Genomic DNA, 24,476 nt, shown 5'->3' with positions numbered 1-24,476 from the left:
AGTTGCCCACGATGAACCGGGACATGACCCAACCACACCGCTGACCCTCGGACTAGCGCGAGGCCGTTCCCGGACGAGTCTTCCGGGCCGGTCCTCGGCCGGTCGGCGAGGAACCGCACGCAGGCAGGCGCCGATGCGCTCTCGAACGCCTCTTGAGCGCACAGGCGATAGCTTGTAAGTTACTGGTCATTCTTTGTAGTACATTTCCGGGATGAAGAGTCCCGCGCCAGTAACGCGGCGGGGCCCTGCGGGATGAGCAGTATATTCCGTCCTAAGTTATGAGGAGTTCGGCAAGCATGAGCCATAGGACGCTCGGTCCGCCGCATGGCTCGACCGCGAAGCGATCGATGTCCGGAAGTGGAGCGGGGTACGCCGTGTCGATACCGCCCACGGATCGAACAGTGCTGTCGATATGACAACCCCCCAGCACCTCCGGCATATCCACATCGAATCGGGAGCCTTGGTCCTGGACTACCAAGCGTGTGCGGAACAGGCCAGGAGCGTGGCCGCCAACTTGGCGCAGAGCCATCCGGAGCTGATCGTCACCATCGATGACGACGTCCACGCCGAGTTGCCGACGCTGCCCTGCGGCGATTTGTGGAAGTGAATCCCGCAGGCGCGGACTCGCCCGAGTACGTGGTCGAGGCAGCGGCGAGACAGCGGAGCTGATCGCGCCCCGGGCGGACCGGCCCGACGATCGTCGCCGCCGGAGTCGCTGTCTACGTGGATGCGCGTAGGGAAACGGCGATCGGCTGCGTCGGTCGTCGTAGCCGATCGCGCGCTTACGCGGGAGCGCGCGAACTCGGGGATGCCGTACCCTCACGGCATGGTTCTGCGGGCGGTGTCGCGACGGCTGTCTGCCTGGATTTCGCGTCGGCCCGCCTGGTTCCCGGATGTCCTGCTTGCGCTGTTCGTCACCGTGATCCAGGTGCAGAGCGCCGCGATCCCGGTGCCGCTCGAGCCGGCCTACACACCGGTGTCGGGTTTCGGATACGCCCTGCTGATCGTCAGCGGCCTGGCCGTCGCCGCGCGTCGCAGCCGGCCGGTCGCGGTGTTCGTGATCACGGGGCTGTCGAGTGTCGTCTATTTCGGTCTCGGCTTCCCCGACCGGCTTTCCTACCTGGGCCTCTTCGTCGCCCTGTACACCCTCGCCGCCTACGGTGACGGGCGGCGATCGCTGCTGGTCGTCGGTACGGGCATCACGGTGCTCGCCCTCGGCTGGCTGATCGCCGCGGCGGACATCCAGCCGCTGGTGGCCATCGGCTGGGTGTTCTTCCGGATCGGCGCCTCGGTGATCAGCACGATCCTCGGTGAGTCGGTCCGATCCCGCCGGGTCATCGCCGCCGATGCGCAACAGCGCGCGGAATTGGCCGAACGGTCCCGCGACGAGGAAGCCAGGGCGCGGGTCGACGCCGAGCGGCTGCGGATCGCGCGCGAAGTCCACGACACCGTCGCCCACGCGATCGCCATCATCAACGTCCAGTCCGGCGTCACCGCCCACGTGCTCGACAAGCGGCCGGAACAGGCCCGCGAAGCACTGCGCACCATCGAACAGACCAGTTCGCGGGCACTGCGGGAGATGCGAGCCATTCTCGGCGTCCTGCGTGACGGCGACGAACGTGAGCCCTACCCCGGTCTCGGCCAGATCGATGAACTGGTCGGCAAGGCCCGCGACGCCGGGCTCGACATCGAGTTCGAGCAGACCACCCCGGTGACGCCGCTGCCAAGCGCCGTGGGCAGCGCCGCGTACCGCATCGTGCAGGAATCGATCACCAACGTGATCCGGCACGTCGGCCCGACCAGGGTGACGGTGGCGCTCGAACCCGGCATCGACGCCTTGCGAATACGGGTGATCGACGAAGGCGGCGGCGACGCCCGCGTCCCGGCGCATGCGGGCGGCTCGAACCCGACCGGCCGCGGCATCCTCGGGATGCGGGAACGCTGCCGGTTGCTCGGCGGTGAACTCGACGCGACGCCGCGTCCGGGCGGTGGGTTCGAGGTCACGGCCCGGTTGCCGCTGACTCCGGTCGGATCGCGCTTGTGAACTCGACGCCTCCGATCAAGGTTCTGCTCGCCGACGACGAACGCCTGGTCCGCTCCGGTTTCAAGGTCCTGCTCGACCTGGAGGACGACATCACGGTGGTCGGTGAAGCCACCACCGGCGCGGAAGCTGTCGAACTCGCCCGTGCCACTCGCCCCGACGTCGTCCTGATGGACATCCGCATGCCCCGGCTGGACGGGATCCGCGCCACCGCCCAGATCGCGCAGGCCACCGGGATGGAGCGGGTGAAGGTGCTCATCCTCACCACCTACGACACCGACGAGAACGTCTTCGACGCCTTGCAGGCGGGCGCGAGCGGATTCTTGCTCAAGGACGCGGGCCCCGCCGAGCTCTTGCACGCCATCCGCGTGATCGCCGCCGGTGACGCGTTGCTCGCACCCAGGATCACCCGCCGCCTGATCGGCCAGTTCACCGCGCAGCGCAGGGCTGCCAAGTCCGGGCAGGACCGGCTCGCCGTGCTGACCGACCGTGAGCGCGAAGTGCTGGCCCTGGTGGGACAGGGCATGAGCAATGACGAGATCGGCGCCGCGCTGTTTCTCAGTCCCGCCACCGCGCGCACCCATGTCAGCCGCGCGATGGTGAAACTGGGTGCGCGCGACCGCGCGCAACTGGTCGTGATCGCCTACCAGACCGGGCTGAGTGATCCCACCTCTTAGGGATCGGGTTGCTACGACGACCGACGCAGCCGATCACGCTTCGTGTACGCGTATTCACGTAGACAGCGACTCCCGTCGCCGGAAGCCGAGCATGCCCGGCGAGCGCGACGATCGACGGCATGATCTTGGATCCCGAACTCGAAGCAGCTGTCTCGTTCTTCCCCCCGGCCGACCTGAGCGACCCCGTCACCGCCCGCGAACGCCTCGCCGAGCTGGCCGCCGCGATCCCGGTGCCGGCCACCGCGCACCTGCGGATCGAAGATCGCACGGTGCCCGGCGACGTCGATGTGCCGATACGAATCTATCGGCCACGCGGGGCGCGAGGCGCGCTGATCTGGCTGCACGGCGGCGGATTCGTGATGGGCGATCTGGACACCGAACATCCGTGGGCCACGATGCTCGCCGAGAATTCCGGCGCGACGGTGATCTCGGTGGGCTTCCGCTTGGCGCCCGAACATCCGTTCCCCGCCGCCCACGACGACGTCTACGCGGTGCTGGCCTGGACCGCCGAGCACGCGGCCGAACTCGGCATCGACCCGGCGCGGATCGCGATCGGAGGCCACAGCGCCGGCGCGGGACTCGCGACCGCGGTGGCCTTGCGGGCGCGTGACCAGCAAGGGCCGCCGATCCGGTTCCAGCTGCTCAACCAACCCGTCCTCGATGACCGGCAGCAGGCGTGGTCGGCGCGTAATTTCACCGATACGCCCTTCGTGACTCGGGCGAAGGTGGCTCAGATGTGGCAGCACTACTTGGGTTCCACGCCTGCCACACCGTACGCCGCGCCAGCGCGGGCCACGGATCTATCCGGTCTGCCACCCGCCTACATCGCCACCGCCGAGTACTGCCCGAATCGCGACGAAGACATCGACTACGCGCTGCGCCTGCTGCGGGCGGGCGTGCCGGTCGAGTTGCACCAGTGGCCCGGCACATTCCACGGGTCGCAGGCGATCCTGTCCGCCGAGGTGTCCCAGCGCCAGAGCGCCGAACTCGCCGCTGTCCTGCGCCGCGCCCTGGCCGATGCCTCGACCGGCTCGCAAAATCATTCAGCCGCAGAGTGATCGACGAAGGCCGGAGAACGATGAGCACCATCGACCTCGCCGAGGCGAGGAAGCAGTCCACCCCACCCCCGTCGGGTGCCGAGCCCTCGGCGCGGCGGAGCGCGACGGAGTTGCTGCGCCCGTACCTCGGGAGTTTCGCCGCCGTCGTCGTCCTCCAGATCGTCGGCGCCGTCGCTGGTCTGGCGCCGTTGCTCGCGGTGGTCGAACTGGGCCGAACGCTGTTGTCGCCGAACCCGATCGATCAAGGCCATGTCCGGATGATCGTGCTCGCGGGTGCGGCCGGACTGTTCGTCCGGCTGCTGTGCACGGCCGCGTCGTCCGGACTCGGACATCTTCTCGACAGCCGGGTGCAGCTGTCGTTGCGCAGGCAACTGGCCGCGCGACTGGGCCGGGTCCCGATCGGATGGTTCTCCCGCCGCCGCACCGGCGAGCTGGCGACGATCGTGGGCAAGGACGTCGACGCCGTACACCCGCTCATCGCCCACACCCCTGGCGAGCTGATCGCGGCCTTCGTCGTGCCGCTGGTGTCGCTGGTCTACTTGTTCACCGTCGACTGGCGCCTGACGTTGATCACCCTGATACCGGTGGTGCTGGCAGTCGCGCTGGTCCCCCTGATGATGACCCCCGCCCGGCTGCACGCGCAGAAGGAGTTCGACGCGGGGATGGGCCGGATCGCGAATGCGACCGTCGAGTTCGTGCAGGGCATCTCGGTCGTCAAGGCGTTCGGCTCCGGCGAGCGTGCCCACCGGAGATTCCGCACGGCCACAGACGATTTCGCGGACTCCTTCCTGCGCATGGTGCACGGTCTCGCCGGAATCGGCGCGGCGATGCAGGTGGTGCTTTCGCCGCCGTTCGTGCTGCTGATCGTGCTGATCGGCGGCACCGTCCTGATCCAGGACGGATCCCTGGCTCCGGCGGATCTCCTGCCGTTCCTGCTGCTGGGACTCGGCCTGACCGCTCCGGTCGCGGCGCTGGGTCACGGCTTCGACGATCTACAGGCCGCGCGGCGCGCGGTCGGCCGGATCCGGGACGTGCTCGCGGTGCCGTCGTTACCGGAGCCCGCGCTCCCGGTCGCACCGCAAGGCCACCGGGTGGAGCTGCGCGACGTCCGGTTCGGCTACGACGCCGATCACGAGGTGCTGCGCGGGATCGATCTGGTCCTGGAGCCGGGTACGGTCACCGCCGTCGTCGGGCCGTCGGGAAGCGGGAAATCCACCCTGGTGCAGCTGTTGCCCCGATTCTTCGACCCGACCCACGGTTCGGTCCTGCTGGGCGGTGTCGACCTGCGCCGACTCGGCAGCCGGGAGCTCTACCGGACGGTCTCCTTCGTCTTCCAGGACGTTCGCCTGCTGCGCGCGTCGGTCGCGGACAACATCGCGCTGGCTGTACCGCGGGCCTGCCTCGACGACGTGGTGCGCGTGGCCCGGCTGGCGAACATCCACGACCGGATTCTCGAGCTGCCGCAAGGCTACGACACGGTGCTCGGCGCCGATGCCGGATTGTCCGGCGGTGAGGCGCAGCGGATCTCGATCGCCCGCGCGCTGCTGGCCGACGCACCCGTTCTCGTGCTCGACGAGGCGACCGCCTTCGCCGACCCGCAGACCGAACAGGCCGTGCGCCGAGCCATGACGAGACTGAAGGGCGATCGCACGATCCTGGTCATCGCGCATCGTCTCGAGACCATCGCCGACGCCGACACCGTCGTGATGCTGGAGAACGGAACGATCGTCGAACGCGGCACGCCCGCCGACCTGCTGGCACAGAACGGCAAGTTTGCCGAATTCCGGCGATCGCACCGAGCCGCGCGCACCGATGCGATCGAAACCCTCGGCGGCGTGCTACGGCGCGAGCTCGGGCCACGGAGCAGGCCGCGGAACGCGACCATCGCCGATCAGACATCGCGAGGAGGCGAACCCCGATGATTCGAATGCTGCTGCGCGTGCTGGGACGCGAGTACGCCCGGCCCGTGCGTCGCACCGTGGCCATGATGACGGCCACCTCGATAGCGGAAGGCCTGTCCTACGCACTTCTGGTTCCGCTGTTGCGGGCGCTGTTCGGCGACACGCCCGCGGACGCGTGGCCCTGGCTGATCGCCTTCGGCGCGGCGATCGCGGGCTATGCGGCGCTGCGCTATCGCAGCGATCTGTCCGGATTCCTCGTCGGGACCACGCTGCTGCGTGGTGTCTATCGCCGATTCGGCGATCGCCTGGCCCGATTGCCCCTCGGCTGGTTCACCGCACGCCGCGTCGGGGAGGTCTCGGTACTCGCGAGCGAGGGTGTGCTGCGGGCGATGAGCGTGATCGCGCATCTGCTCGCACCGATGATCTCCGCGAGTGTGACGCCGCTGACGATCGTCGCCGTGATGCTCGCTTACGACTGGCGCATGGGGCTGGCCGCGCTGGCGGCCGTACCGGTCGTGGCGGCGATCCAGCTCTGGACGGGACGCTCGATGGCCGCCGCGGATGCCGAACGGACCGAACGCGTGAAGGAGGCGACGGGGAGAGTCATCGAATTCCTTCAGGCGCAGCCGGTCCTGCGCGCCGGCGGCCGGACCGCCGAACGATTCCGGATGCTCGACGATGCGTTGGCGGGACTCGAACGCGCCTCCCGCCGGGCCATGCTGTCGGCGCTGCCCGGCATCGTGGGACTGACGCTCACGGTCCAGACGATGTTCACCGCGCTGCTGGCCCTCGGCGCCTACCTGGCGCTCGGCGGGCACATCGGTGCGGCGGAGATCCTGACCATCCTGGTGCTGGCCGCCCGCTGCGCGGATCCGTTGCTGTCGCTGTCGGAGATCGGCGGCAAACTCCGCGGCGCGCGTTCCGTGCTGGCCGGTCTCGACATGGTGTTGCGCACCGAGCCGCTGCCGGAACCTCGGATGCCGATCTCACCGACCGGCCACGACCTGGCGTTCGAGTCCGTCGTCTTCCGGCACGGCGGCCGCACCGTGATCGACGACGTGTCGCTGTCGGTACCCGAGGGACAGCGGGTCGCGATCGTCGGTCCATCCGGTGCGGGCAAGAGCACACTGCTGCAACTGCTCGCACGGTTCTACGACGTGGACGACGGCACGGTGCGTGTGGGAGGCGTCGACGTGCGCGCGATCGGCACCGATGTGTTGATGCGGCGGTTCGCCATCGTCTTCCAGGACGTCTATCTCTTCGACGGCACCATCGAGGAGAACGTGCGCATCGGCCGTCCCGATGCCGACGACGCCGAGGTGCGGGCCGCGGCGGCCGCCGCCCGGCTGGACGAGGTGATCGAGCGGCTGCCCGGCGGCTGGGCGACGAATGTCGGCGAGGGCGGCGCGCTGCTGTCCGGCGGTGAGCGGCAACGGGTTTCGATCGCACGAGCGTTGCTGAAGAACGCGCCCGTCGTGCTGCTGGACGAGGTGACCTCCGCGCTGGACCCGGTGAACGAGGCGGCGGTGCACGACGGTATCGAGCGCCTGATGGCGGGCCGGACGGTGGTGCTGGTCGCGCACCGGCTGCGGACCGTCCAGCGCGCCGATCACATCGTCTTCCTGGACAACGGCCGGATCGTCGAAGAGGGCAGCCACGACCAGTTGGTGCGCCGGGGTGGCCGGTACGCCGATTTCTGGGCGATGACCATGGCAACGGCAGCGAGCGAATGAGCCCGGATGTCGTCACCGCAGCCGGGATCAGCGGCGGTGACGACATTCCGGCTCCACCCCGGGTGGCCCGGTCACGCGGTCGGCGGTGCGGCCGGACGCGTGCGCTTCGCCCAGCGACGCAATCCGCCCGGCCTGCGCAGCATCAGGACGCCGATGGCGGCGACGGCGATGCCGCGCGGCGCCTCGTAGATGAATCCGGACAACCCCTGGGTGGCGGGGATGGGGAGGAAGAAGCCGGCCATGCCGAGCAGCGTGAGCACCGCGATCCAGCGCGGAATCGCGTGGTGGCGTAGCAGACTCGCGCCCAGCAGGCCCATTCCGGCCAGCATGACCAGGCCGCCGATCGAGTTGAACAGCGCGAACGCGGTCGTGTCGATCATGTTGTCGTTGTCCGCGATCAGGTGCGCGGTCGACGGATCGGACGCGAACGGGTAGGCGACGAACAGTTCGACGGTGAGATGTCCGGTCGCCGTGACGATATTGCCGAGCAGGTAGGCGACCGTGCCGACGAACCCGGCCGCGCCCAGTCGCGGCCGCAGCCACGCGTACATGCCGGGCAGGCCGAACACCAGCAGGACGGTTCCGATACCGAGCAGGATCTGCGCGATCGGCGTACCCGGACTGGTGAGCGCTTCGACCGAATGGCCCTCCCCCGCGACGATCGGGTGCAGTGAGCCGCCCGCGATGCACAGGGCGCCGCAGATGGTCAGCGCGGCGCCGCACATCCGCGTTACAGTCTCGCGAGAGGGGCCGCCGACGGTCCCATCGTCGCCGGTGGCCGGGGTTGGCAGGAGTGCTTGCGTGTGTGTCATGAGCCAAGAGTCGACCAGGGCGCTGGTGTGACGCTGGTGCGCGGCGGGTCCGGCGACGACTCACCCGCCATCGCGGTGCTCGGTCCGCTGGAGGTGCGCGGCCCGGACGGCGCCCGCATCGCCATCCCGGCGCGCAAACACGCCGATCTCCTGGTCATCCTCGCGGCCGAACGCACCGCCCGTAGCGCGCACTATCTGTGCGAATTGCTCTGGCGCGGAAAACCACCCGACAGCGCCCTGGTCACCCTCCAGGGTTATGTGTCACGGTTGCGCCGGGCGCTGCGGCCACTCCCGGACGTCCGGATCGAGACGGGCCCCAACGGCTACGCGCTGCGGTGCGGCGGCTCGGGCACCGACCTCGACCTGCTCGACGTGCTGTCCAGGGACGCAAGGGCGGCACACGCCGATGGTGACATCGAACGCACCGTGGATCTACTCGAGCGCGCGTTGCGCCTGTGGCGCGGCGACGCGCTGCCGGATGTCGGCGACATCGCCGAACTCGCCCCCGAGCGCACGCGTCTGGACGAGTTGCGATCGGAACTGGTCGAGTTGTGCGCGGAGGGATTGATCGTGCTGGGCCGGGCCCGGCAGGCGGTCACCCTGCTCACCGACGAACGCGAGCGGCATCCGCATCGGGAAGGCACGGCACGGCTGCTGGCGCTGGCGCTGCGCGACTGCGGACGGATTCCGGAGGCGCTCGACATGCTCACCCGGTTGCGGCGCTCGCTGCGCGAAGAGTTGGGGCTCGATCCCGCGCCCGACACCACCCGGATCGAGCACGAGATCCGCAACCCGCCGACGCTCTCGCCGCCGGGGCGCTCGGCACTCGTCGGACGCGACGACATCGCCGCAGTCCTCGACCGTGCCCGCGACCGGTCACAACGGGGATTGACCGTCGTAACCGTGCGCGGCGCACCCGGCATCGGCAAGACGGCCGTCATCGAGGACACCGTGCGACGCCACGGCGACGCGGCCTTCTTCACTGCGGGCAGCAGCGGAGTGGGTTCCCCGGCTCTGGCGACGCTCACGCCGTGGCTGGATCAGGCGGCGCTGGCCGGGCGCGCGGTTCCCGAGATCCCGACACCGCGGGCGCTCGCCGCGCTCTTCGCGGAGGTGATGCGGGAGACCGGCCGGATGGTCGCGATCATCGACGACGTGCAGTGGGCCGATCCCGACTCGGTGCGAATGATCGCGGCGGCCATGCGTGTACTGCGCGCCCATCCGGTCCTGCTGTTGCTCACCGTGCGGCCCGAGCCGCTCCCGGCCGAGGTGGACGCCGCGGTGCGGTTGCTGTACTCCGCGGGCGCCCATGTCGCGGTGGACCTTCCGCCGTTGTCGGACGCCGCGGTGGACGAATTGGTGCGCGCCGACGTGAGTTCGGCCGGTCCGCGGGTGCGTGCCCAGATCGTCCAGGTCAGCGGCGGCAGCCCGTTCGTCGCGGCGCAACTGTGCGATCTCGTCCGAACCGGTCGCCGGTTGGATGTCGGTGGGGCGGCGACCGAGATCACAGCGGCGAAGCTGGGCGCCGTTTCGCCTGCGGCGCGGGCGCTCGCCGAGGTGTTGGCCGTCATCGGCCCGCACGCCCCGGTCGGATTGGCCGCAGCCGCCGACGGCGCGCCGCGATTCGACGAACGGATCGGTGAGCTCGTCGCCGCGCGAGTCGTGTCGGTCGAGGAGGGCGCCGTCGCCTTCGGGCATGAACTCGTGCGCGCCGCCGTGCTGGCCACGATCGGTGAGGTACGAACCGCCCTGCTGCACAAACGGATCGCGGACGCGCTGGCCGACCTGCGGCCCGATGCGCTCGCAGCGCGGGCATTGCATCGCAGCGCCGCCGCGCTCGATTCGCTGGACCCCGCCGCGGCGCAGGCCTGCGCCGCCGCGGCGCGGGACGCACTGCGGCGCGACGCGGCTACCGAATGCGCCGAACTCGCCGCGCGCGGGATCCGGCACGCGGGCTCCGGCGACGTGGAGTTGTCCATCGAATTGGATCGGCTCGCCGGACAGGCGCACAACCGCCTCGGCCACTTCGACGCGGCCGCCGCGTGTTTCGACCGGGCCGGGCGGCTTTGCGGTGAGCGCGGCGACTGGGCCGGGCTGGCGCGAACCGCGCTGCTGGCCGCGCCCCGCGGCGTCGCCGGGTACTTCTCCGGCTACGGTGTGGTGCAGGCCGGTTCGTCGGGGCTGCGAGCACAGGCATTGGCCCATCGCCTCGATCTCGACGCAGATCTGGTCGCCGAGGTGGAGGCGATCGAGGCCGCCGACCGTGCGATTCACGGTCTCGCGGGCGATCTCGACGTCTTGACCCACGCGCGGGCGCGAAGCGCACCGGGCAGCCGGTCGTGGCCGCAGGTGCTGCTGGCCGAGTTCGTGTGTACCTGGGACCCGACGACCGTCGCCGACCGGCGCAAGATCGCCGAGGAATTGGAAGAACTCGCGGGCCACGACCGCACGGCGCGGGCGACGGCGATCCATCTGCGCCGTGTCTGTGCCCTCGAAGCGGGCGATATGCGACTGGTCCGCAGGCTGTCGGCCGAATTCGCCCGGCTCGCTTCCGGCGGCGGCACCGACCTCGCGGCGACCCAGCTGTGGTGGCAGGTGATGCTCGCCGTGCTGCGTGGCGACTACCAGCGGTCCCGGACGCTGATGACGAATTTCGCCGCCGATCTCGGGACGGTCGACGATCAGGCCCGGTTGCTCGCCGATGCCTCGGTGCTGACGAGCAGTTCGATCGAACTGTGGCACCGGGGACGCCTCGCCGAGGTGCTGGCCGCCGCCGACCGCATGGCCGAGGACTTCGACGAGGACTTCGCGCTGGTGGTCGCGATGGCCGCGGCGGAGATGGGTGACCACGACCGGGCGATGTCGTCGATCGAGTCGGTTGTCGCCCTGCCGGGGAGGTGGCACGGCCCGCGGGTCGTGGTGCGGGTACCGCTGCTGCTTGAGGCGCTGCTCGTGGTGGGACAGGGCGCGCCGCGGTGGCGCGACCGGGTGGCCGAGCTCACCGCCGAACTCGAGCCGCTGACCCAGGGGTGGGGTGAGATGCTGCTCGTGCAATGGCCCGGACTGGTGTGCCTCGGGCCGTCCGGGCTCTATCGCGGTACCGCGCGCGGAATCCTCGGTCTGCCCGGCGCGCACGACGAGGTGGTCGCGGCGCGGCACCGGGCGCGCGCACTCGGTGCACGGCCCTACGAGTCGCGCGCCGACGACCGGCTGACCCGCTGGCCGTTCGCCTGAGCGCCACGACTCCTGCGCGAGGCGCCGTTCGGTGGCGTAACGGATTCAGTGCGCTTCTCGGATCCAATCCCGGTAGTGCGTCGATGCCAGGCGTGCGTCCGGCCCCGCGGTGAGCACATCTCCGGTGACGGCGGCGAACATGCCCGCACTGTCGTCGGTGACGACGGTCCGGTCGTCGTGCTGGGCGGCCAGGGTGAGCCTGCCGAGTTCGTCGAGGGTGAAGACGTCCGGCCCCGCGAAGTTACGAATGCCCAGCAAGGGCTCGCCGGTGGCGACCTCGACGACCGCGTCGACGACGTCCGCGGCGGCGATCGGCTGGATCGGGGTGGCGGGCAGGCGGACGGTGCCGCCGTCGGCGGTCCACGACAGCACCGCGTCCATGAATTCGAAGAACTGGGTGACGCGAACGATGGAGTACGGCGTGGGCCCCTGCCGGAGCAGCTCCTCCTGCAGACTCTTGGCCCGGTAGTAGTCCAGCTGGGGCACCTGGTCGACTCCCACGATCGAGAGGACGACCTGGTGGCGGACACCTGCGGTCTGCCCGGCGGCGAGCAGATTGTCCATGGAGGTGCGGAAGAAGTCGAGGGAGGCCTCGTCGAAGGTCGGCGAGTTCGCCAGGTCGATCACGACTTCGGCGCCTTCCAGTGCCTGGTCCAGGCCTTTCCCGGTGATCAGGTCTACACCGGTGGACATCGCCGCGGGGACGGCCTCGTGCCCGGCAGCGGTCAGCTTCCGAACCACCTGCGAGCCGATCCGCCCGGTTCCGCCGAGCACTGTGATCTGCATGGTTCCCGCCTTTCCCGTTGTGTCACCGGCCATTCCGGCGGTTCATGGCGGGTGGCCGTGCGCCACGAGCAGTCGACCGACCGTCCGCGGTCGAAGCATTCCACCGGCGACCGGCGGCAGGGCGGCTTTGCCGACCCACATGACGGAACCGTTATCGGTTCGTTCCGGCCGAGAGACCGGAGAGGCGGCCGGGGGCCGACGTTGCACGGTGGAAGTCCGGTTGATTCGGCGCGGTGGCCCGCAGGATCCTGCGGCGCTCGGCCTGGTGCACGCCGCCGAACGCGGAGCGATCGAACGCGCCGCGCTCACCGAGTTCTTCGGCGCGGGCGAGATCGACGATGCCTATCTTCAGCTGGTCATGGCGGGAGTGGCCCGCCCGTGAAAACAGCAGTGGCGATCAACGATTCCGCAGACCGGCCGGGTCGCACATCCCCAGGAAACAGTGGCGGCCGGTGCGCCCGGTCCTGACGTCAGCGGCACAGGGCGGTTTCGCGCTGCATACGGGAGAGTTTCTCGGGATTGCGCACGGCGTAGAGCCCGGTGACGAGTCCGTCGTCGATGCGCAGCGCCAAGACGGTGTCGATCTCGCCGTCCCGCCGGATGATCAGCGCGGGATAGCCGTTGACCTGCGCAGGCTGCCTTACCGACGCGGCGAAACTGCCCAATCCGGCAGCCAGTACACCGGCCACCCTGTCGGCTCCCACGACGGGTGACAGCGCGGCCTGTACGACGCCGCCGCCGTCACCGAGCAGGACCACATCCGGTGCGAGGATGTCGAGCAGGTTCTGCAGATCGCCCGTTTCGATCGCTCGCTGGAACGCCTCGAGCGCGTTGCGCGTCTCGGTCGCCGACACGACTCCGCGCGGGGTCGGCGTGCGGCGACGTGCGCCCGCGCCCGGTACGCGAGCTGGCGGACCGCGGCCGGGCTCTTGTCCACCGCCTCGGCGATCTCGTCGTAGGCCAGATCGAACACTTCGCGCAGGACGAACACCGCCCGCTCGATCGGCGTCAAGGTCTCCATCACCAGCAGCATCGCCATCGACACGCTGTCGGCCAGTTCGACGTCCTCGGCCACATCGGGCGCGGTGAGCAGCGGCTCGGGCAGCCACGGCCCGACGTAGGACTCCTTGCGCCTGCCGAGCGCGCGCAGCCGGTCGAGGGCCTGGCGGGTGACGATCCGGACCAGGTACGCGCGCTGATCCTGGACGATGCCGAGATCGACGCCCGCCCATCGCAGCCAGGTCTCCTGCAGGACGTCCTCGGCGTCGGCGGCGGAGCCGAGCATCTCGTAGGCGACGGTGAACAGCAGATTCCGATGGGCGACGAACGCCTCGGTAGCGGGGGCGGGGCGGTCGTCGGCTTCGCCGGGCGTGCGCCGCGATGTACCGGCCATGGTGTGGCTCCTGTTCCGTCTCGACTGGCTCACCCACTAGACGCCGGGCCGCGCCGTTTCGTAACAGGGGGAGGCGGTGGCGCACGTCACATCGGTGCGTCGTCGCGAGTCCCGGGCAGCCTACGTCTCGGCGTCCTCCGGGGCGGCGATCGTGAGGACCGCGTCGGCGATATGCGGGTTGCGCTCGAGTTCGCGTTCGAGAGCGCGCAGAGTGCGGGCGATGCTGGACTCCGGCGGGTCGCCCACCAGATCGACGCTGGCGACCAGGAAGACTTGGCGCGGGCCGACGTATTCCAGGCGCACGAAGCGCACCGCGGCCACTTCGGGCATCTCCTCGATGCGGGCGGCCACGGCGGCGCGGAGGTCGGGCGAGGCCGGTTCGCCGGTCAGGAAGCGGCGGTTACGGTCGATGAGCACTACGGCGATCACTCCGAGCAGCACACCGACGAGCACCGATCCGAGCGCGTCCCAGACCGCCGCGCCGGTGAGCTGGTGCAGGCCCATTCCCGCGAAGGCGATGACGATGCCGATCAGGGCGGCGCTGTCCTCGGCGAAGACCGCGCGCAAGGTCGGATCGGAGGTCTTCAGCACATATTCCAGGATGTCTTGATCGAAATTCCCGGCCTCGCCGCCGAGCTGCCGGGTCGCCTGTAGCCATGAAATTCCCTCCAAGACGAAGGCGATCCCGAGCACGAGGTAGGCGATCGCGTAGTCCTGCTCGCCCTGTCCTTCGTGCAGCAGTTCGGTGATGCCGTGCCAAACGGACACCGCGGCGCCCGCGACGAAGAGCCCGACCGCCGCCAGCAACGACCAGACATACGCCTCCCGCCCATATCCGAGGGGCCGCTCGGCGTCGGCAGTACGCGCGCTTCGACGGTTGGCGACGAGAAGGAAGATCTGATTGCCGGTGTCCGCCCACGAATGCGCGGCCTCGGCGACCATCGACGCCGAGCCGGAGAGCGTCGCGGCGACCGTCTTGGCCACCGCTACCGCGATATTGGCGCCGAAGGCGACGATCACGGTGCGTGTGCTCTCCCCGCCGGACGCGGGCGAGGATTTCTCGTCGTGGAAAGCGTTGACTCGCTCCATCTACGCCAGTGTGGCATGAACCGCGCGGATCATCGGGAGCGCGCGGCGCGGTGGCGGGATCCGCGGAGCGTGCGGCGCTCAGGCTCACTGATCCCGCGTGTCGGTGCCTGCCGTTAATCTGCTGGCATGGCCGGACCGGACGCGGCGCTGCGCCGACTGACGCGCGACGCGCGAAAACTGCTGCAGCCTTATGGCTTCGAGGGGACCGAAGCCGTGTGGATCCGGGTCGCGCCGGGCGGAGTGGCCTCGGTCGGCCGCACCCGGACCTTGCGTACCTGGACCGGCGGCCGGCAGGAGTTGAAGTTCGGCTTGAACCCGAGTGCTACACCCATCGCCTGGTGGGAGTTCTGTAACTGGCGTAACGCGCAGCGGGGTCTCCCACTCGCGCCGCTCGAGCAGGCGACCGGCCCCGGGCTGATCGACGACCACGGTATGGCGGACGACTCGACCGAGTTGTGGTCCCTCCAGGCCGATCCGGCACAACCGGGCCAGGTGCTGCAAGCAGACGTCGACGCCATCCGCGCCGCACTGCCCCGGCGCGTGCACGCCTGCGCGCGCCGTGGGCTGCGCCTGCTGGAACGGGGCCGGTACCTCGACGAACTGCTGGCCCTTCCGGACCCGCGGATCGAAGCCTTGGAGGCGATCGTCGTTCTGCTCGCCGAGCGCGGTCCCGGACCGGAATTGGACAAAGCGTTCGTCCGATTCCGGTCGTGCTTCGCGGACGGAGACGAGGCGGCCTACGCGGAGAACGTCATCGCGTACGCACGTGGCCGTGCGGCTCGGATCTGACAGACGGACAAGGACGGCCGGTCGCGGGCCAACTTGGAGCGAACTCTGGTCGGTGGCCGGTATCGAGATTTAGAGTTATCCGCTATGGGTGGTAGGCATCGGAAAGATCGGGGGCGGAGCAGCATGGACTTCGCGGCGGTCGCCCGTGACGTCGCCGCGGCGTGGCGTGATCCGGAAAGCCCGGCCGTGCGCGAAGGATTCGCTGTTCGTGCGCTGGCTGCGCAGCCACAGGTACCGGGGTGGATCGTGTGGCTGTACGAGCACGCGGGCGAGCAGTTGGCGCGGCTGGAGTACCAGATGCATTACCCGCTGGACTACGGCGGCCCGGGAGCTCGCACGAGCGAGGAGTGGCTGATCACCCAGCGCGCCTATCTCGCCGAGCGCTCGGCTCGCGCGGTCGAGCGTGCCCGCCGCTTCCACGGTGATCGTCCCGGTGTGGTCTACGCCCACGGCCCGGAGTTGCCCGATGACGAGGATTTCTACGATGCCCTCGAATCGGGCAGGGAATGGACCGGGCATTGGTATTCCCGCGACTCGGTCGAGGCGTGGGACTGTCCGGGAGTGCCGGCCTGACCTGATCGGTGCAGGCCGAGCCCACATGAGCCCCTTGCGGGGCCCCGGGGGTGGAGGGCGCCCACCCCCCGGGTGGGGTGGGGGCGCCCTCAGGGGGTGGACACCCGCATCCCAATGGGACCGTAGCGGCTTGCGGGCCGGCTCCGTGGTAATTCGACGGCGGCGTCGAGCGGCCACGAGGTTGTCCGCAGCTGATCGCACGAATGCGGGTCACCACCGCCCGCGGCAGCAAGCTCGCGCCGGGGATCACCTCAGCTCGGGTGTCGACTCGTTCCATCCTCTCCGTCGCTGGCGCGGCGGTGCCGCTGATGCACAACCAGACGTTGTGCCCGCCGAGCACTCGGTTGTTTGATTCCGTTGTGCGCGAGCTGATTTCATCCGTCGGTCGATGTGGCTGATTCGGATGAGGTGGTGGCGGTGGATGACCCGGGTGGCAAGTCGCCGGAACGTCGGTTCCGGTGGTTGTGGGCAGCCTATGCGGTCAGCGCCTATGGTTCGGGGTTCGGTTTCGGTGCGCTGCCGTTGATCGCGATCGGTGTGCTGCACGCCGGACCGGCGGCGGTGTCCGCGTTGGCGGCGTCCGGTGTGGCGGTGGGAGCGCTGATCGCCGTGCCGTTGGGTCCGTGGGTGGAGTTCCGCCGCAAACGTCCCGTGATGATCGCGATGGATCTGGCCCGGTTCGTGATGCTGGCCGGTGTCCCGGTCGCGTTCGTATTCGGAGTGTTGAGCTTTGCCCAGTTGCTCGTCGTGTCGGTCGTCGCCGCGGCGGGGGATATCACGTTCAAGGCCGCGAGCGGGGCCTATCTGAAAACGCTTGTCCGGCCGGAGGACCTGTTGGTCGCCAACGCCCGGTTCGAGTCGACGACCTGGACCGCGCAGATGGTGGGACCGCCCTTGGGTGGGGCCGCGATGGGGTTGCTGGGCCCGGTGGTGACGGTGCTGGTGGATGCGATGAGCTACCTGCTGTCGGCGGCGGCTATCGGTGCGATCGGCGGCGGCGAACCCCGGCCCGCGCACCAGCGACGATCCCGGGTCCGGATGGGAGAGCTGCTGGACGGGTGGCGCTACATCTTCGGCCACCCGGGATTGCGGATGACGATGGCCAATGCGGTTCTCTTCTCAGGGCTGATCCTGGCGACCGAGCCACCGTTGGCGGTACTGCTGGTCGGCGATCTCGGGTTCGCGCCTTGGCAGTACGGTCTTGCTTTCGCCGTACCCTGTGCCGGGGGTCTGATCGGTTCCCGATTCGCTCGCCCGCTGGCAGCGCGATTCGGTCGTCATCGCGTGATGCTCGTCAGCGGGACGTTGCGCGCCTGCTGGCCGCTCGGACTGGCGTTCGTCGGGCCCGGAACGACCGGCCTGGTGCTGGTCATCGTGATCGAGTTCGGGTTGATCGTCTGCATAGGCGTGTGCAACCCGCTGATAGCCACCTATCGACTCGACCACACCCCGAGCGACCGTGTCGCCCGCACCCTGTCGGCGTGGTCGATCACCACGAGAGCCACCACCGCTGCTCTGACCGCGCTGGGAGGACTGCTGGCGGCGGTCACCAGCCCACGTGCCGCCATCGCCGTCTCCGGGGTGCTGCTGTTGGCCACCCCGCTGCTGCTGCCCCGGCACGACCACCCCGCATCGAGCGAACCCGAGCTGGTCACCGATCCCGCGTAGTGCTCGTGCTCGCCGAATCGGCTGCCCACAACGATCAGGAATCGAGAAGCGCCGGTCGCCGAGCAGTAATTAGCGTTATCGCCATGGATACCACCACCGAGCAGCCCACTATCGACTCCGTCATTCTCGAGATGCCCGATCCCGCGACCGGCGCGAGCTTCTACGCCGCCGCGTTCGAACTCGGCGACAAGGTGCGCGTGCGCGCCTCGGAGGCGCCGACGAACGGGTTCCGCGGCTTCATCCTCTCGCTCGTGGTGTCGCAGCCGAGCACCGTCGACAGCCTCGTCGGCGCCGCGCTCGACGCGGGAGCGACGACGCTGAAGCCGGCCAAGAAGAGCTTCTGGGGGTACGGCGGCGTCGTCCAGGCTCCGGACGGGGCGATCTGGAAAATCGCGACGTCGTCGAAGAAGGACACCGGCCCGGCCACCCGGGAGGTCGACGACTTCGTGACTCTGCTCGGGGTCGACAACGTCAAGGCGACCAAGCAGTTCTACGTCGATCGCGGCCTGACCGTGGCGAAGAGTTTCGGCAGCAAATACGTCGAGTTCGATGCCCCGTCGTCGTCGGTCAAGCTGGCGCTCTACGGGCGTCGTGCCGCCGCCAAGGATGCCGGCGTCTCCCCGGAGGGTGCCGGCTCGCACCGGATCGCCATCGGCAGCGATATCGGGCCCTTCGCCGACCCCGACGGGTTCGCGTGGGAGGCCGTGGCCTGAGCGATCGCTGTGGGCGCGTTCCGGGAGGACGTCGAGAACGCTCAGCGGAAAAATGTTCCCCACGCCCGGTAGCGGTGCGCGGAGATGGCGGTGAGCGGTTGCGCCGCCAGCGCCCCCGGGGTGAGCTGCGCGAAGCTCGACACGTCCCGCGACAGATGGGACTGGTCGGTGTAGCCGCAGGTCGCGGCGACCTCGGCGGCGGGGCGGCCGGCCACCAGCCCTTCCACGGCGTGGCGGAATCGGACCAGCATGGCGGCACGCTTGGGCGTCAGCCCGATCTGGGACTCGAACCTCGCCCACAGCCGCTTGCGGCTCCATCCGCACGATGCGGCGAGTTCGCCGACCGTGACCTGTCCGCGGCCGGCCAGGATGCGATTCCAGCCGGCGACCACTTCCGGGTCCGGTGTGCGTGCCGGGTCGGCACATCGCAGCAGAAACGATCGCGTCAGCGCGAAGCGCTGTTCCCATGTCGCCGCATCCGCGAGTTGCTCGCGCAGCCACTGCGCACGACGTCCGAAGAGGTCTTCCACGCCGACGACCGCCGCGCGGCCCAGCTCCGCCGGTGCGATACCCGGCAACGAATAGGCCCGCGCCGGTGACAACCGCACCTCGACACATTCGACCCGCTCACCGCGGATACGCATCGTTCCGGGCGGATACCCTGAAACGAACCCGGCGAACGCCTGCCTGCCGCTATTGCTCTCGACGACCAGTTCGCTGCCACCGAACTCGAACACCACCGTGACCGCCGGTATCCCGGTGACCCGCAGGTCCAGCTCGCCGCCCCCGCGATCACGGAACCCGATCATCGCCGCCCCACCCGCGTGCCCGCCCGCGGTCGCACGCCCGAAATCCCAACCGGCACCGCGATCCCGCTCGAACCCGACCACTCCCACCCACCCAGGCTAACCGGAGGGCTCGAACTCGGTCGGTCGGCGAGACCGGCCGTCTTCGACACCTGGAACATCAGCACACCCACGATGCGGCCACTGCGGTGCAGCTGGATCTCGGCCCATCCGAATCGCGACGTCGACCCCGGCGAATGCGGCCCCGCCGCCCCTCCGCCATCCAGGCGTAGGGCGCGACGTCCGAGCGGGTGATTGTTCCCGTTTGCGGGGTATACGCGGGCTGGGTGAACGGAGGTGGCTCATGCCTGAGATCAAGAGTCGTGACGACCGCGAGTGGTCTGCGACGGAGTGGGCGCGTGCGCGGTTCGCGCAACAGATGTTGCAATCGGTTGCTCGTCCGGACCGTGTCGCGGAGGTCATCGCGGAGATCGTCGGTGAGCGTATCGAGGTGGGGCCGGTTCATGCCGGTCCCGGCGGGCTGGTCTGCGTCACCGCGACGGGTCGGCCCGGGAAGGTCCGGGCCGAAGTGTGTGACGACGAGGGTTGGGACGTCGCCGTGGAGGTGCCGATCACGCTTCGGCTGCGGGCGGACTTCGCCGGGGTCATCGGGTGGTTCGCCGCGGCGGTGCGGGTGCGCATGCGAGTGGAGCTGGTGCTGGAGGACCCGTGCGCGGTGTTCGTCCGGACCGAGGAGGTAGGCGAGGAGCAGGTGGACATCAGGGTCCGCTCGGTGGATGCCCCCGCCCGGCTCCTCGGTCGGCTCGGTGATGTGCGCTCCCTGCTCGCCGAGCATGTCGTGGCCTATATCGGGGATCTCCTGGCGAGCCCGGAGATCCGCGAGGTGCGGCGCATCGACGTCGCGCGGGTCATCGAGCGTGCGTGGGAGGCGGGATTGATCGTCAATCCGGTAGCTCGGCCGATGCCCCGCAGCGCCTGAGTCGCAGCACCTGTTGGTAGCGGTCAGCGTCGCCAGAAGACGTGGTGCACCACTCCGCTCGGGCTCGGGATCCGCTCCAGGTGAAACCGGTCGACGAGTTCGTCGGGGCTCGCCCAGAGCCTTTCGCCGCGACCGAGTTCTACCGGCGCGACAGCGATATGCATCGTGTCGATGAGATCGGCGTCGAGGAACTCCCGGACGACGGCGACACCGCCGCCGATGCGTACGTCCTTTCCCTCGGCGGCATCGAACGCCTGGGCCAGCGCGTCCTTCGGAGTCGCGTCGATGAAATGGAAGGTGGTGTCTCCCAGCGTGATCGACGGTCGCGGATAATGGGTGAGGACGAACACCGGCGTATGGAACGGTGGTTCGTCCCCCCACCATCCTTGCCAGTCGTAGTTCTCCCATGGTCCGCGCTGCGGGCCGAATTTGTTGCGCCCCATGATCTCGGCGCCGATGTTGTTGTGGAAGTCGCGGGTGAAGTAGTCGTCGAGACCGTAGCTGCCGCCCGGATCGGTGCGGTTGGGCCAGTGCGCGGTGGCGCCCGCCCATGACATGAGCGGCCCCGGATCGGCGTGTCCGAACGGGCGATCCAGGCTTTGCCCTTCCCCTGATCCGTAGCCATCGCTGGACACGGTGAAGTTCTGAACGCGGACCAACTGTGCCATTGGCGCTCCCATCTGGTTGCAATCTGCAATTAGAAAGAACCTAGCCAAACTGATCTCATATTGCAATCAGTCGCTCGGTGCTGCGAGTTGCAGGGGCGTCGAGAAACCGCTGGCAGCGGTCTGGACCGTCCCTTGACGGCTATCAGGGAAAGGCGCTGCGACACAGCCCATCCGGCGTGCCGGAAGGGAAGAACGCCAGGCCCCGTTTCCATCTCGTTCACGTGGGTAGCTCGGACTGGGAACGCGCGTAAGTTTGCGTGGGTCCTGGACTTCGGTGGTGGGAGGCGATGCGTATGCCGGGTTCGCCGGCTGCGGGTGCGGCTCGGGCCGGGTCGCGGGGATTCCGCTCGGCTCGGTTGGAGGAACAATGACTCGTTCACTGCTGAAGGTCGTCGCCGCGGCGGCGCTGGCGTGCGGCCCGGTCTCGGTGGGCGCCGGCGCGGCGGCCGGTGTTCCGCAGTTGCCACTGCCGCCGATCGGCGGTGGATCGGGCATCGCGATCGACGACGAAGCCGAATGCACGCTCACCACCATCGGGCACGACGCGGCCGGCCGGTTGGTCGGTCTGACGGCGGGACACTGCGGCGAACCCGGCGCGCGCGTCACGTCCGTGACCTATCCCAGTTATGGGGTGCTGGGTCGATTCGTCTACGCCGATCACGCGCTGGACTACGCGGTCATCGAATTCGATGCCGCACGGGTGGTGCCCGCTCGGGAGGTCGGAGGGTTCCTCATCGACGGACTCGGCGCACCCGCGCGGTTTCCCGACGTCGTCTGTAAGAAGGGCCGGACCACCGGCCAGACCTGCGGTGTCGCCTGGGGCGACATGACGGGCGACAGCAGCGACACCTGGACTCAGATGTGCGTGCTCAAAGGCGACTCCGGCGCGCCGGTGGTGATCGGTTCGACCCTGGTCGGGATGGTCAACGCCTACTTGGGCATGGGGTGTCTCGGGCCGGAGGTGGGAACCGACATCAACGCGATTCTCACCGACATCGATTCCCGTAATGACGTAGGCGCCGGTTTCCGGCCCATCTGAGCCGTGCAGGTCCTCGTCGCCCCGACACGGGGCATGGCCGGTGGGCGGCCCGCTCGACGGTGCCGCCAGCGTGCGGGGGTCGAGCTCGAAACTGCTGGTGATCGACACCGCCGCCCGACTCCGGGCGGCTAAAATCCACATATCATGGGGCAACGCAGGCCCACACGCGGAGTCGGTAATCTGCCGTCGGCGGTCACGAGTTTCGTGGGCCGGCAGCGGGAGATCCGCGAGGTCAGGGCACTGCTGGCGACCGCGCGCCTGGTCACGCTGACCGGAGTGGGCGGGGTGGGGAAGACCCGCTTGGCCACCGAGGTCGCCGCCGCGTCCGGCCGCTCGTTTCCGGATGGGTCGTGGCTGGTGGACCTGGCCGCCGTCGATGATCCGCAACTGGTGGCGCGGGCGGTAGTGGCCAGCCTCGGGATCCCGGATCTGTCGCACCGGACCGCGGAGGAGCAGATCGTGGAGTGCCTCGCCGACCGGCGGGTGCTGATCGTGCTGGACAACTGTGAGCACCTGCTGGACGCGTGCCGCGTGCTGTGCCACCAGTTGCTGCGCGCCTGCGCCGGGCTACGGATCCTCACCACCAGCCGTGCGCTGCTCGGCGAGCCGGGCGAGCACGTCTACCCGGTCCGTCCGCTGTCGATGCCTGCTTCGGACGAGTCCGTGACACCCGTGGCGGTGGCCGGTTTCGACGCGCCCACGCTGCTGGTGGAGCGTGCCAGGGCGGTGCGTCCCGACTTCACGGTCACCGAGCGCAATGCGGACGCGGTGGTGCGGGCCTGTGAGCGGCTGGACGGGATTCCGCTCGCGATCGAACTGGCCGCCTCCCGGCTGCGATCACTGTCCTTGCAGACGATTCTGGACCGGCTCGAGGATCGCTTCGCGCTGCTGACGGGAGGCGCCCGCGCCGCGCTGCCACGACAGCGGACGCTGCGCGCTCTGATCGACTGGAGCTATGAGCTGTGCACACCGGCGGAACAGTTGCTGTGGACGCGACTGTCGGTCTTCGCCGGAGTTTTCACCCTGCACGCCGCCGAGGGCGTCTGCACAGGCCCTGACCTGCCCCGCGAGCAGGTGCTCGACCTGATCGATCACCTCGTCGCGCAATCGGTCGTCGTCCTCGTCGCGGCGGACGACCAGACGCGGTATCGGCTGCTGGAAACGATCCGCGAGTACGGATGGCAGCGGCTGACCGAGCGCGACGAGACCACCGCGCTGCGTGACCGGCACCGCGACTACTACCGCACGCTCGCGGAGCGGATCGCCGGGCAGTGGAACGGGCCCGGCCAGGAGACCGGCCTGGCGGTGTTGCGCGCCGACCGCGCGAACGTCCGGGCCGCGCTGGAGTGGGCGACCAGCACTCCGGCGAGTTCGCGCGAGGCGCTGGCTCTGGTGACGGCGCTGCGCTATCACTGGTGCGCCGATGGGTTCCTCGGCTCGGGACGGCGCTGGGTGGACCGCGCGCTGCGGGTTGCCGTAGACGCCGACCCCGAGCGGATCCACGCGCTCTGGGTAGCGGGGTGGGTGCGGGTTCTGCAAGGTGACCTCGACGCCGCCGACGCGGCGCTCGACGAGTGCGTGGCCCGCGCCACGGAAGCCGGAGATCGCCGCGCGCTCGGCTGGGCGAGTAGCCTGCGCGCTTCCGCCGCGGGCTTCCGCGGCGACCTCGCCGCTGCCGTGACCGGCTTCGAGCGAGTGGTCGCGAGCTTCTCCGAGGATGACGAGCTGGTCCGGCTGACGCTCTTCCAGCTTGCGGTCGCCTACGGCCATGGACGCGATCCGAGGGCGGGCGCGACGGCCCGGCGCGCGATCGAGCTGGCCGACCGGCGCGGCGAGCAGTGGACCAAGTCGTACGCGGTGTGGGCACTCGGCTACGACCAACTCGTTCGCGGCGACTACGACCAGGCGATGGCCTCCGCTCACGCGGCCCTGGAGATTCAGCGCGAATTCAACGACCATGTGGGGACCGCGCTGATGATCGAGCTGCTGGCCTGGACGGCGTCCGCGCGCGGTGAGCATCGCCATGCCGCCCGGCTGCTGGGCGCGATCCATACGATGTGGCGGCGAATCGGGACGTCGATCGCCGCGTTCGGGCCTTACATGCCCGAACAGCACACCGCGTGTGAGCGCAGGGTGATGGACGCGCTGCCGGAGACGGTGATGCGCGCGGAACGGGTGCGTGGCGAAGGGCTCGATCACGACCAGGCGATCACCTACGCGCTCGACCGGAGCGCGAGCGACCCGCAACATGCGCAGCTGCGAGCCGGGGTGCTGACGGCACGCGAGCGGCAGGTGGCCGAGCTGGTCGCGCAAGGTTTCAGCAACCGGCAGATCGCCGAGCGGCTCGTCGTATCACCTCGCACCGTCGACCGGCACGTCGAGAATATCCTCGGCAAACTCGGCTTCTCGTCTCGTACGCAGGTCGCGGCATGGACGGCACGCCCGCGCTGAATCCCGGCTCCGGCGGGCACGGCTCATGCCGCTTCGGGTGCCGCGAACTGCGGAGATGGGTGTAGA

20 protein-coding genes and 1 pseudogene are annotated in these 24,476 nt (G+C 69.5%); 15 read left to right on the top strand and 6 right to left on the bottom strand.

What is annotated here, in order from left to right:
• Positions 1-412: 412 nt before the first annotated feature.
• The 6 genes from ON29_RS30295 to ON29_RS30270 all read left to right on the top strand — a co-directional run bounded on the left by ON29_RS30295 (position 413) and on the right by ON29_RS30270 (position 7,410).
• Entirely contained in the window at positions 413-607 is a 195-nt protein-coding gene (locus ON29_RS30295) for a hypothetical protein (protein ID WP_040871561.1), read from the top strand.
• A 219-nt stretch (positions 608-826) separates the two neighbouring features.
• The gene (locus ON29_RS30290) at positions 827-2,044 is read left to right on the top strand and encodes a sensor histidine kinase (protein WP_040871575.1); all 1,218 of its coding nucleotides are present in this window, start codon (positions 827-829) and stop codon (positions 2,042-2,044) included.
• Entirely contained in the window at positions 2,041-2,718 is a 678-nt protein-coding gene (locus tag ON29_RS30285; protein WP_040871560.1) for a response regulator transcription factor, read from the top strand. Before ON29_RS30290 ends, ON29_RS30285 begins: the two co-directional genes overlap by 4 nt.
• 119 nt (positions 2,719-2,837) lie before the next feature.
• Positions 2,838-3,776, top strand: coding sequence for an alpha/beta hydrolase (locus ON29_RS30280; RefSeq protein ID WP_217999352.1), 939 nt, complete (start codon positions 2,838-2,840; stop codon positions 3,774-3,776).
• A gap of 20 nt (positions 3,777-3,796) precedes the next feature.
• Entirely contained in the window at positions 3,797-5,698 is a 1,902-nt protein-coding gene (locus ON29_RS30275) for an ABC transporter ATP-binding protein (protein WP_051175764.1), read from the top strand.
• A complete protein-coding gene (locus tag ON29_RS30270) occupies positions 5,695-7,410 on the top strand; it encodes an ABC transporter ATP-binding protein (RefSeq protein WP_040871558.1) in 1,716 nt (571 codons plus the stop codon). Before ON29_RS30275 ends, ON29_RS30270 begins: the two co-directional genes overlap by 4 nt.
• A gap of 71 nt (positions 7,411-7,481) precedes the next feature.
• Here ON29_RS30270 and ON29_RS30265 read toward each other — a convergent pair whose 3' ends face one another.
• Positions 7,482-8,222, bottom strand: coding sequence for a hypothetical protein (locus ON29_RS30265; protein ID WP_051175763.1), 741 nt, complete (start codon positions 8,220-8,222; stop codon positions 7,482-7,484).
• 27 nt (positions 8,223-8,249) lie between these two features.
• Between ON29_RS30265 and ON29_RS30260 the strand changes: the two genes are divergently transcribed.
• On the top strand, positions 8,250-11,456 hold the full coding sequence (locus ON29_RS30260; protein WP_051175762.1) for an ATP-binding protein: 3,207 nt from the start codon (positions 8,250-8,252) through the stop codon (positions 11,454-11,456).
• A 45-nt stretch (positions 11,457-11,501) separates the two neighbouring features.
• On the opposite strand, the gene ON29_RS30255 is transcribed toward ON29_RS30260, so the two are convergent.
• On the bottom strand, positions 11,502-12,242 hold the full coding sequence (locus tag ON29_RS30255; RefSeq protein ID WP_040871556.1) for an SDR family oxidoreductase: 741 nt from the start codon (positions 12,240-12,242) through the stop codon (positions 11,502-11,504).
• A 220-nt stretch (positions 12,243-12,462) separates the two neighbouring features.
• Here ON29_RS30255 and ON29_RS36205 point away from each other — a divergent pair, with 220 nt between their 5' ends.
• Complete coding sequence (locus tag ON29_RS36205; protein WP_217999351.1) at positions 12,463-12,624, top strand: hypothetical protein; 162 nt, start codon at positions 12,463-12,465, stop codon at positions 12,622-12,624.
• 88 nt (positions 12,625-12,712) lie between these two features.
• Here ON29_RS36205 and ON29_RS30250 read toward each other — a convergent pair.
• Together ON29_RS30250 and ON29_RS30245 are read right to left on the bottom strand one after the other, a co-directional pair.
• Positions 12,713-13,635 (bottom strand): annotated as a pseudogene (locus tag ON29_RS30250) (RNA polymerase sigma-70 factor).
• A gap of 120 nt (positions 13,636-13,755) precedes the next feature.
• Positions 13,756-14,724, bottom strand: coding sequence for a cation diffusion facilitator family transporter (locus tag ON29_RS30245; protein ID WP_040871554.1), 969 nt, complete (start codon positions 14,722-14,724; stop codon positions 13,756-13,758).
• A gap of 126 nt (positions 14,725-14,850) precedes the next feature.
• On the opposite strand from ON29_RS30245, the gene ON29_RS30240 reads away from it, so the two are divergent.
• The 4 genes from ON29_RS30240 (at position 14,851) to ON29_RS30225 (ending at position 18,467) form a co-directional block, all read left to right on the top strand.
• The gene (locus tag ON29_RS30240) at positions 14,851-15,513 is read left to right on the top strand and encodes a hypothetical protein (RefSeq protein ID WP_040871552.1); all 663 of its coding nucleotides are present in this window, start codon (positions 14,851-14,853) and stop codon (positions 15,511-15,513) included.
• A gap of 123 nt (positions 15,514-15,636) precedes the next feature.
• Positions 15,637-16,086, top strand: coding sequence for a hypothetical protein (locus ON29_RS30235; RefSeq protein ID WP_040871551.1), 450 nt, complete (start codon positions 15,637-15,639; stop codon positions 16,084-16,086).
• A gap of 417 nt (positions 16,087-16,503) precedes the next feature.
• On the top strand, positions 16,504-17,754 hold the full coding sequence (locus tag ON29_RS30230; RefSeq protein WP_085994968.1) for an MFS transporter: 1,251 nt from the start codon (positions 16,504-16,506) through the stop codon (positions 17,752-17,754).
• Between the two features lie 83 nt (positions 17,755-17,837).
• Entirely contained in the window at positions 17,838-18,467 is a 630-nt protein-coding gene (locus ON29_RS30225) for a VOC family protein (protein ID WP_040871550.1), read from the top strand.
• A 41-nt stretch (positions 18,468-18,508) separates the two neighbouring features.
• Here ON29_RS30225 and ON29_RS30220 read toward each other — a convergent pair whose 3' ends face one another.
• Positions 18,509-19,363 carry a helix-turn-helix domain-containing protein gene (locus tag ON29_RS30220; RefSeq protein ID WP_040871548.1) on the bottom strand — a complete coding sequence of 285 codons (855 nt, stop codon included), beginning with the start codon at positions 19,361-19,363 and terminating at the stop codon, positions 18,509-18,511.
• Between the two features lie 253 nt (positions 19,364-19,616).
• On the opposite strand from ON29_RS30220, the gene ON29_RS30215 reads away from it, so the two are divergent.
• The gene (locus ON29_RS30215; protein ID WP_040871547.1) at positions 19,617-20,252 is read left to right on the top strand and encodes a hypothetical protein; all 636 of its coding nucleotides are present in this window, start codon (positions 19,617-19,619) and stop codon (positions 20,250-20,252) included.
• A gap of 23 nt (positions 20,253-20,275) precedes the next feature.
• On the opposite strand, the gene ON29_RS30210 is transcribed toward ON29_RS30215, so the two are convergent.
• Complete coding sequence (locus ON29_RS30210; protein ID WP_040871546.1) at positions 20,276-20,920, bottom strand: dihydrofolate reductase family protein; 645 nt, start codon at positions 20,918-20,920, stop codon at positions 20,276-20,278.
• Positions 20,921-21,287: 367 nt separating this feature from the next.
• On the opposite strand from ON29_RS30210, the gene ON29_RS30205 reads away from it, so the two are divergent.
• Both ON29_RS30205 and ON29_RS30200 read left to right on the top strand, forming a co-directional pair.
• Positions 21,288-21,959 (top strand): chymotrypsin family serine protease, encoded by a 672-nt coding sequence (locus tag ON29_RS30205; RefSeq protein WP_040871544.1) that lies wholly within the window; start codon positions 21,288-21,290, stop codon positions 21,957-21,959.
• Between the two features lie 144 nt (positions 21,960-22,103).
• The gene (locus ON29_RS30200) at positions 22,104-24,410 is read left to right on the top strand and encodes an ATP-binding protein (RefSeq protein WP_040871543.1); all 2,307 of its coding nucleotides are present in this window, start codon (positions 22,104-22,106) and stop codon (positions 24,408-24,410) included.
• Positions 24,411-24,476 lie beyond the last annotated feature (66 nt).

It is taken from the genome of Nocardia exalbida NBRC 100660, from assembly GCF_000308575.1.
Taxonomy (GTDB): Bacteria; Actinomycetota; Actinomycetes; order Mycobacteriales; family Mycobacteriaceae; genus Nocardia; species Nocardia exalbida.
Note: the sequence above shows the minus strand (reverse complement) of the source record. Positions and strands in the feature narration are given on the sequence as shown.

Excerpts from the sequence above, each read along its gene's own strand:
- ON29_RS30295 (WP_040871561.1), top strand. The coding sequence starts at position 413 with ATGACAACCCCCCAGCACCTCCGGCATATCCACATCGAATCGGGAGCC.
- ON29_RS30290 (WP_040871575.1), top strand. The coding sequence starts at position 827 with ATGGTTCTGCGGGCGGTGTCGCGACGGCTGTCTGCCTGGATTTCGCGT.
- ON29_RS30280 (WP_217999352.1), top strand. The coding sequence starts at position 2,838 with ATGATCTTGGATCCCGAACTCGAAGCAGCTGTCTCGTTCTTCCCCCCG.
- ON29_RS30275 (WP_051175764.1), top strand. The coding sequence starts at position 3,797 with ATGAGCACCATCGACCTCGCCGAGGCGAGGAAGCAGTCCACCCCACCC.
- ON29_RS30270 (WP_040871558.1), top strand. The coding sequence starts at position 5,695 with ATGATTCGAATGCTGCTGCGCGTGCTGGGACGCGAGTACGCCCGGCCC.
- ON29_RS30265 (WP_051175763.1), bottom strand. The coding sequence starts at position 8,222 with ATGACACACACGCAAGCACTCCTGCCAACCCCGGCCACCGGCGACGAT.
- ON29_RS30255 (WP_040871556.1), bottom strand. The coding sequence starts at position 12,242 with ATGCAGATCACAGTGCTCGGCGGAACCGGGCGGATCGGCTCGCAGGTG.
- ON29_RS30245 (WP_040871554.1), bottom strand. The coding sequence starts at position 14,724 with ATGGAGCGAGTCAACGCTTTCCACGACGAGAAATCCTCGCCCGCGTCC.
- ON29_RS30240 (WP_040871552.1), top strand. The coding sequence starts at position 14,851 with ATGGCCGGACCGGACGCGGCGCTGCGCCGACTGACGCGCGACGCGCGA.
- ON29_RS30235 (WP_040871551.1), top strand. The coding sequence starts at position 15,637 with ATGGACTTCGCGGCGGTCGCCCGTGACGTCGCCGCGGCGTGGCGTGAT.
- ON29_RS30225 (WP_040871550.1), top strand. The coding sequence starts at position 17,838 with ATGGATACCACCACCGAGCAGCCCACTATCGACTCCGTCATTCTCGAG.
- ON29_RS30215 (WP_040871547.1), top strand. The coding sequence starts at position 19,617 with ATGCCTGAGATCAAGAGTCGTGACGACCGCGAGTGGTCTGCGACGGAG.
- ON29_RS30210 (WP_040871546.1), bottom strand. The coding sequence starts at position 20,920 with ATGGCACAGTTGGTCCGCGTTCAGAACTTCACCGTGTCCAGCGATGGC.
- ON29_RS30205 (WP_040871544.1), top strand. The coding sequence starts at position 21,288 with ATGACTCGTTCACTGCTGAAGGTCGTCGCCGCGGCGGCGCTGGCGTGC.
- ON29_RS30200 (WP_040871543.1), top strand. The coding sequence starts at position 22,104 with ATGGGGCAACGCAGGCCCACACGCGGAGTCGGTAATCTGCCGTCGGCG.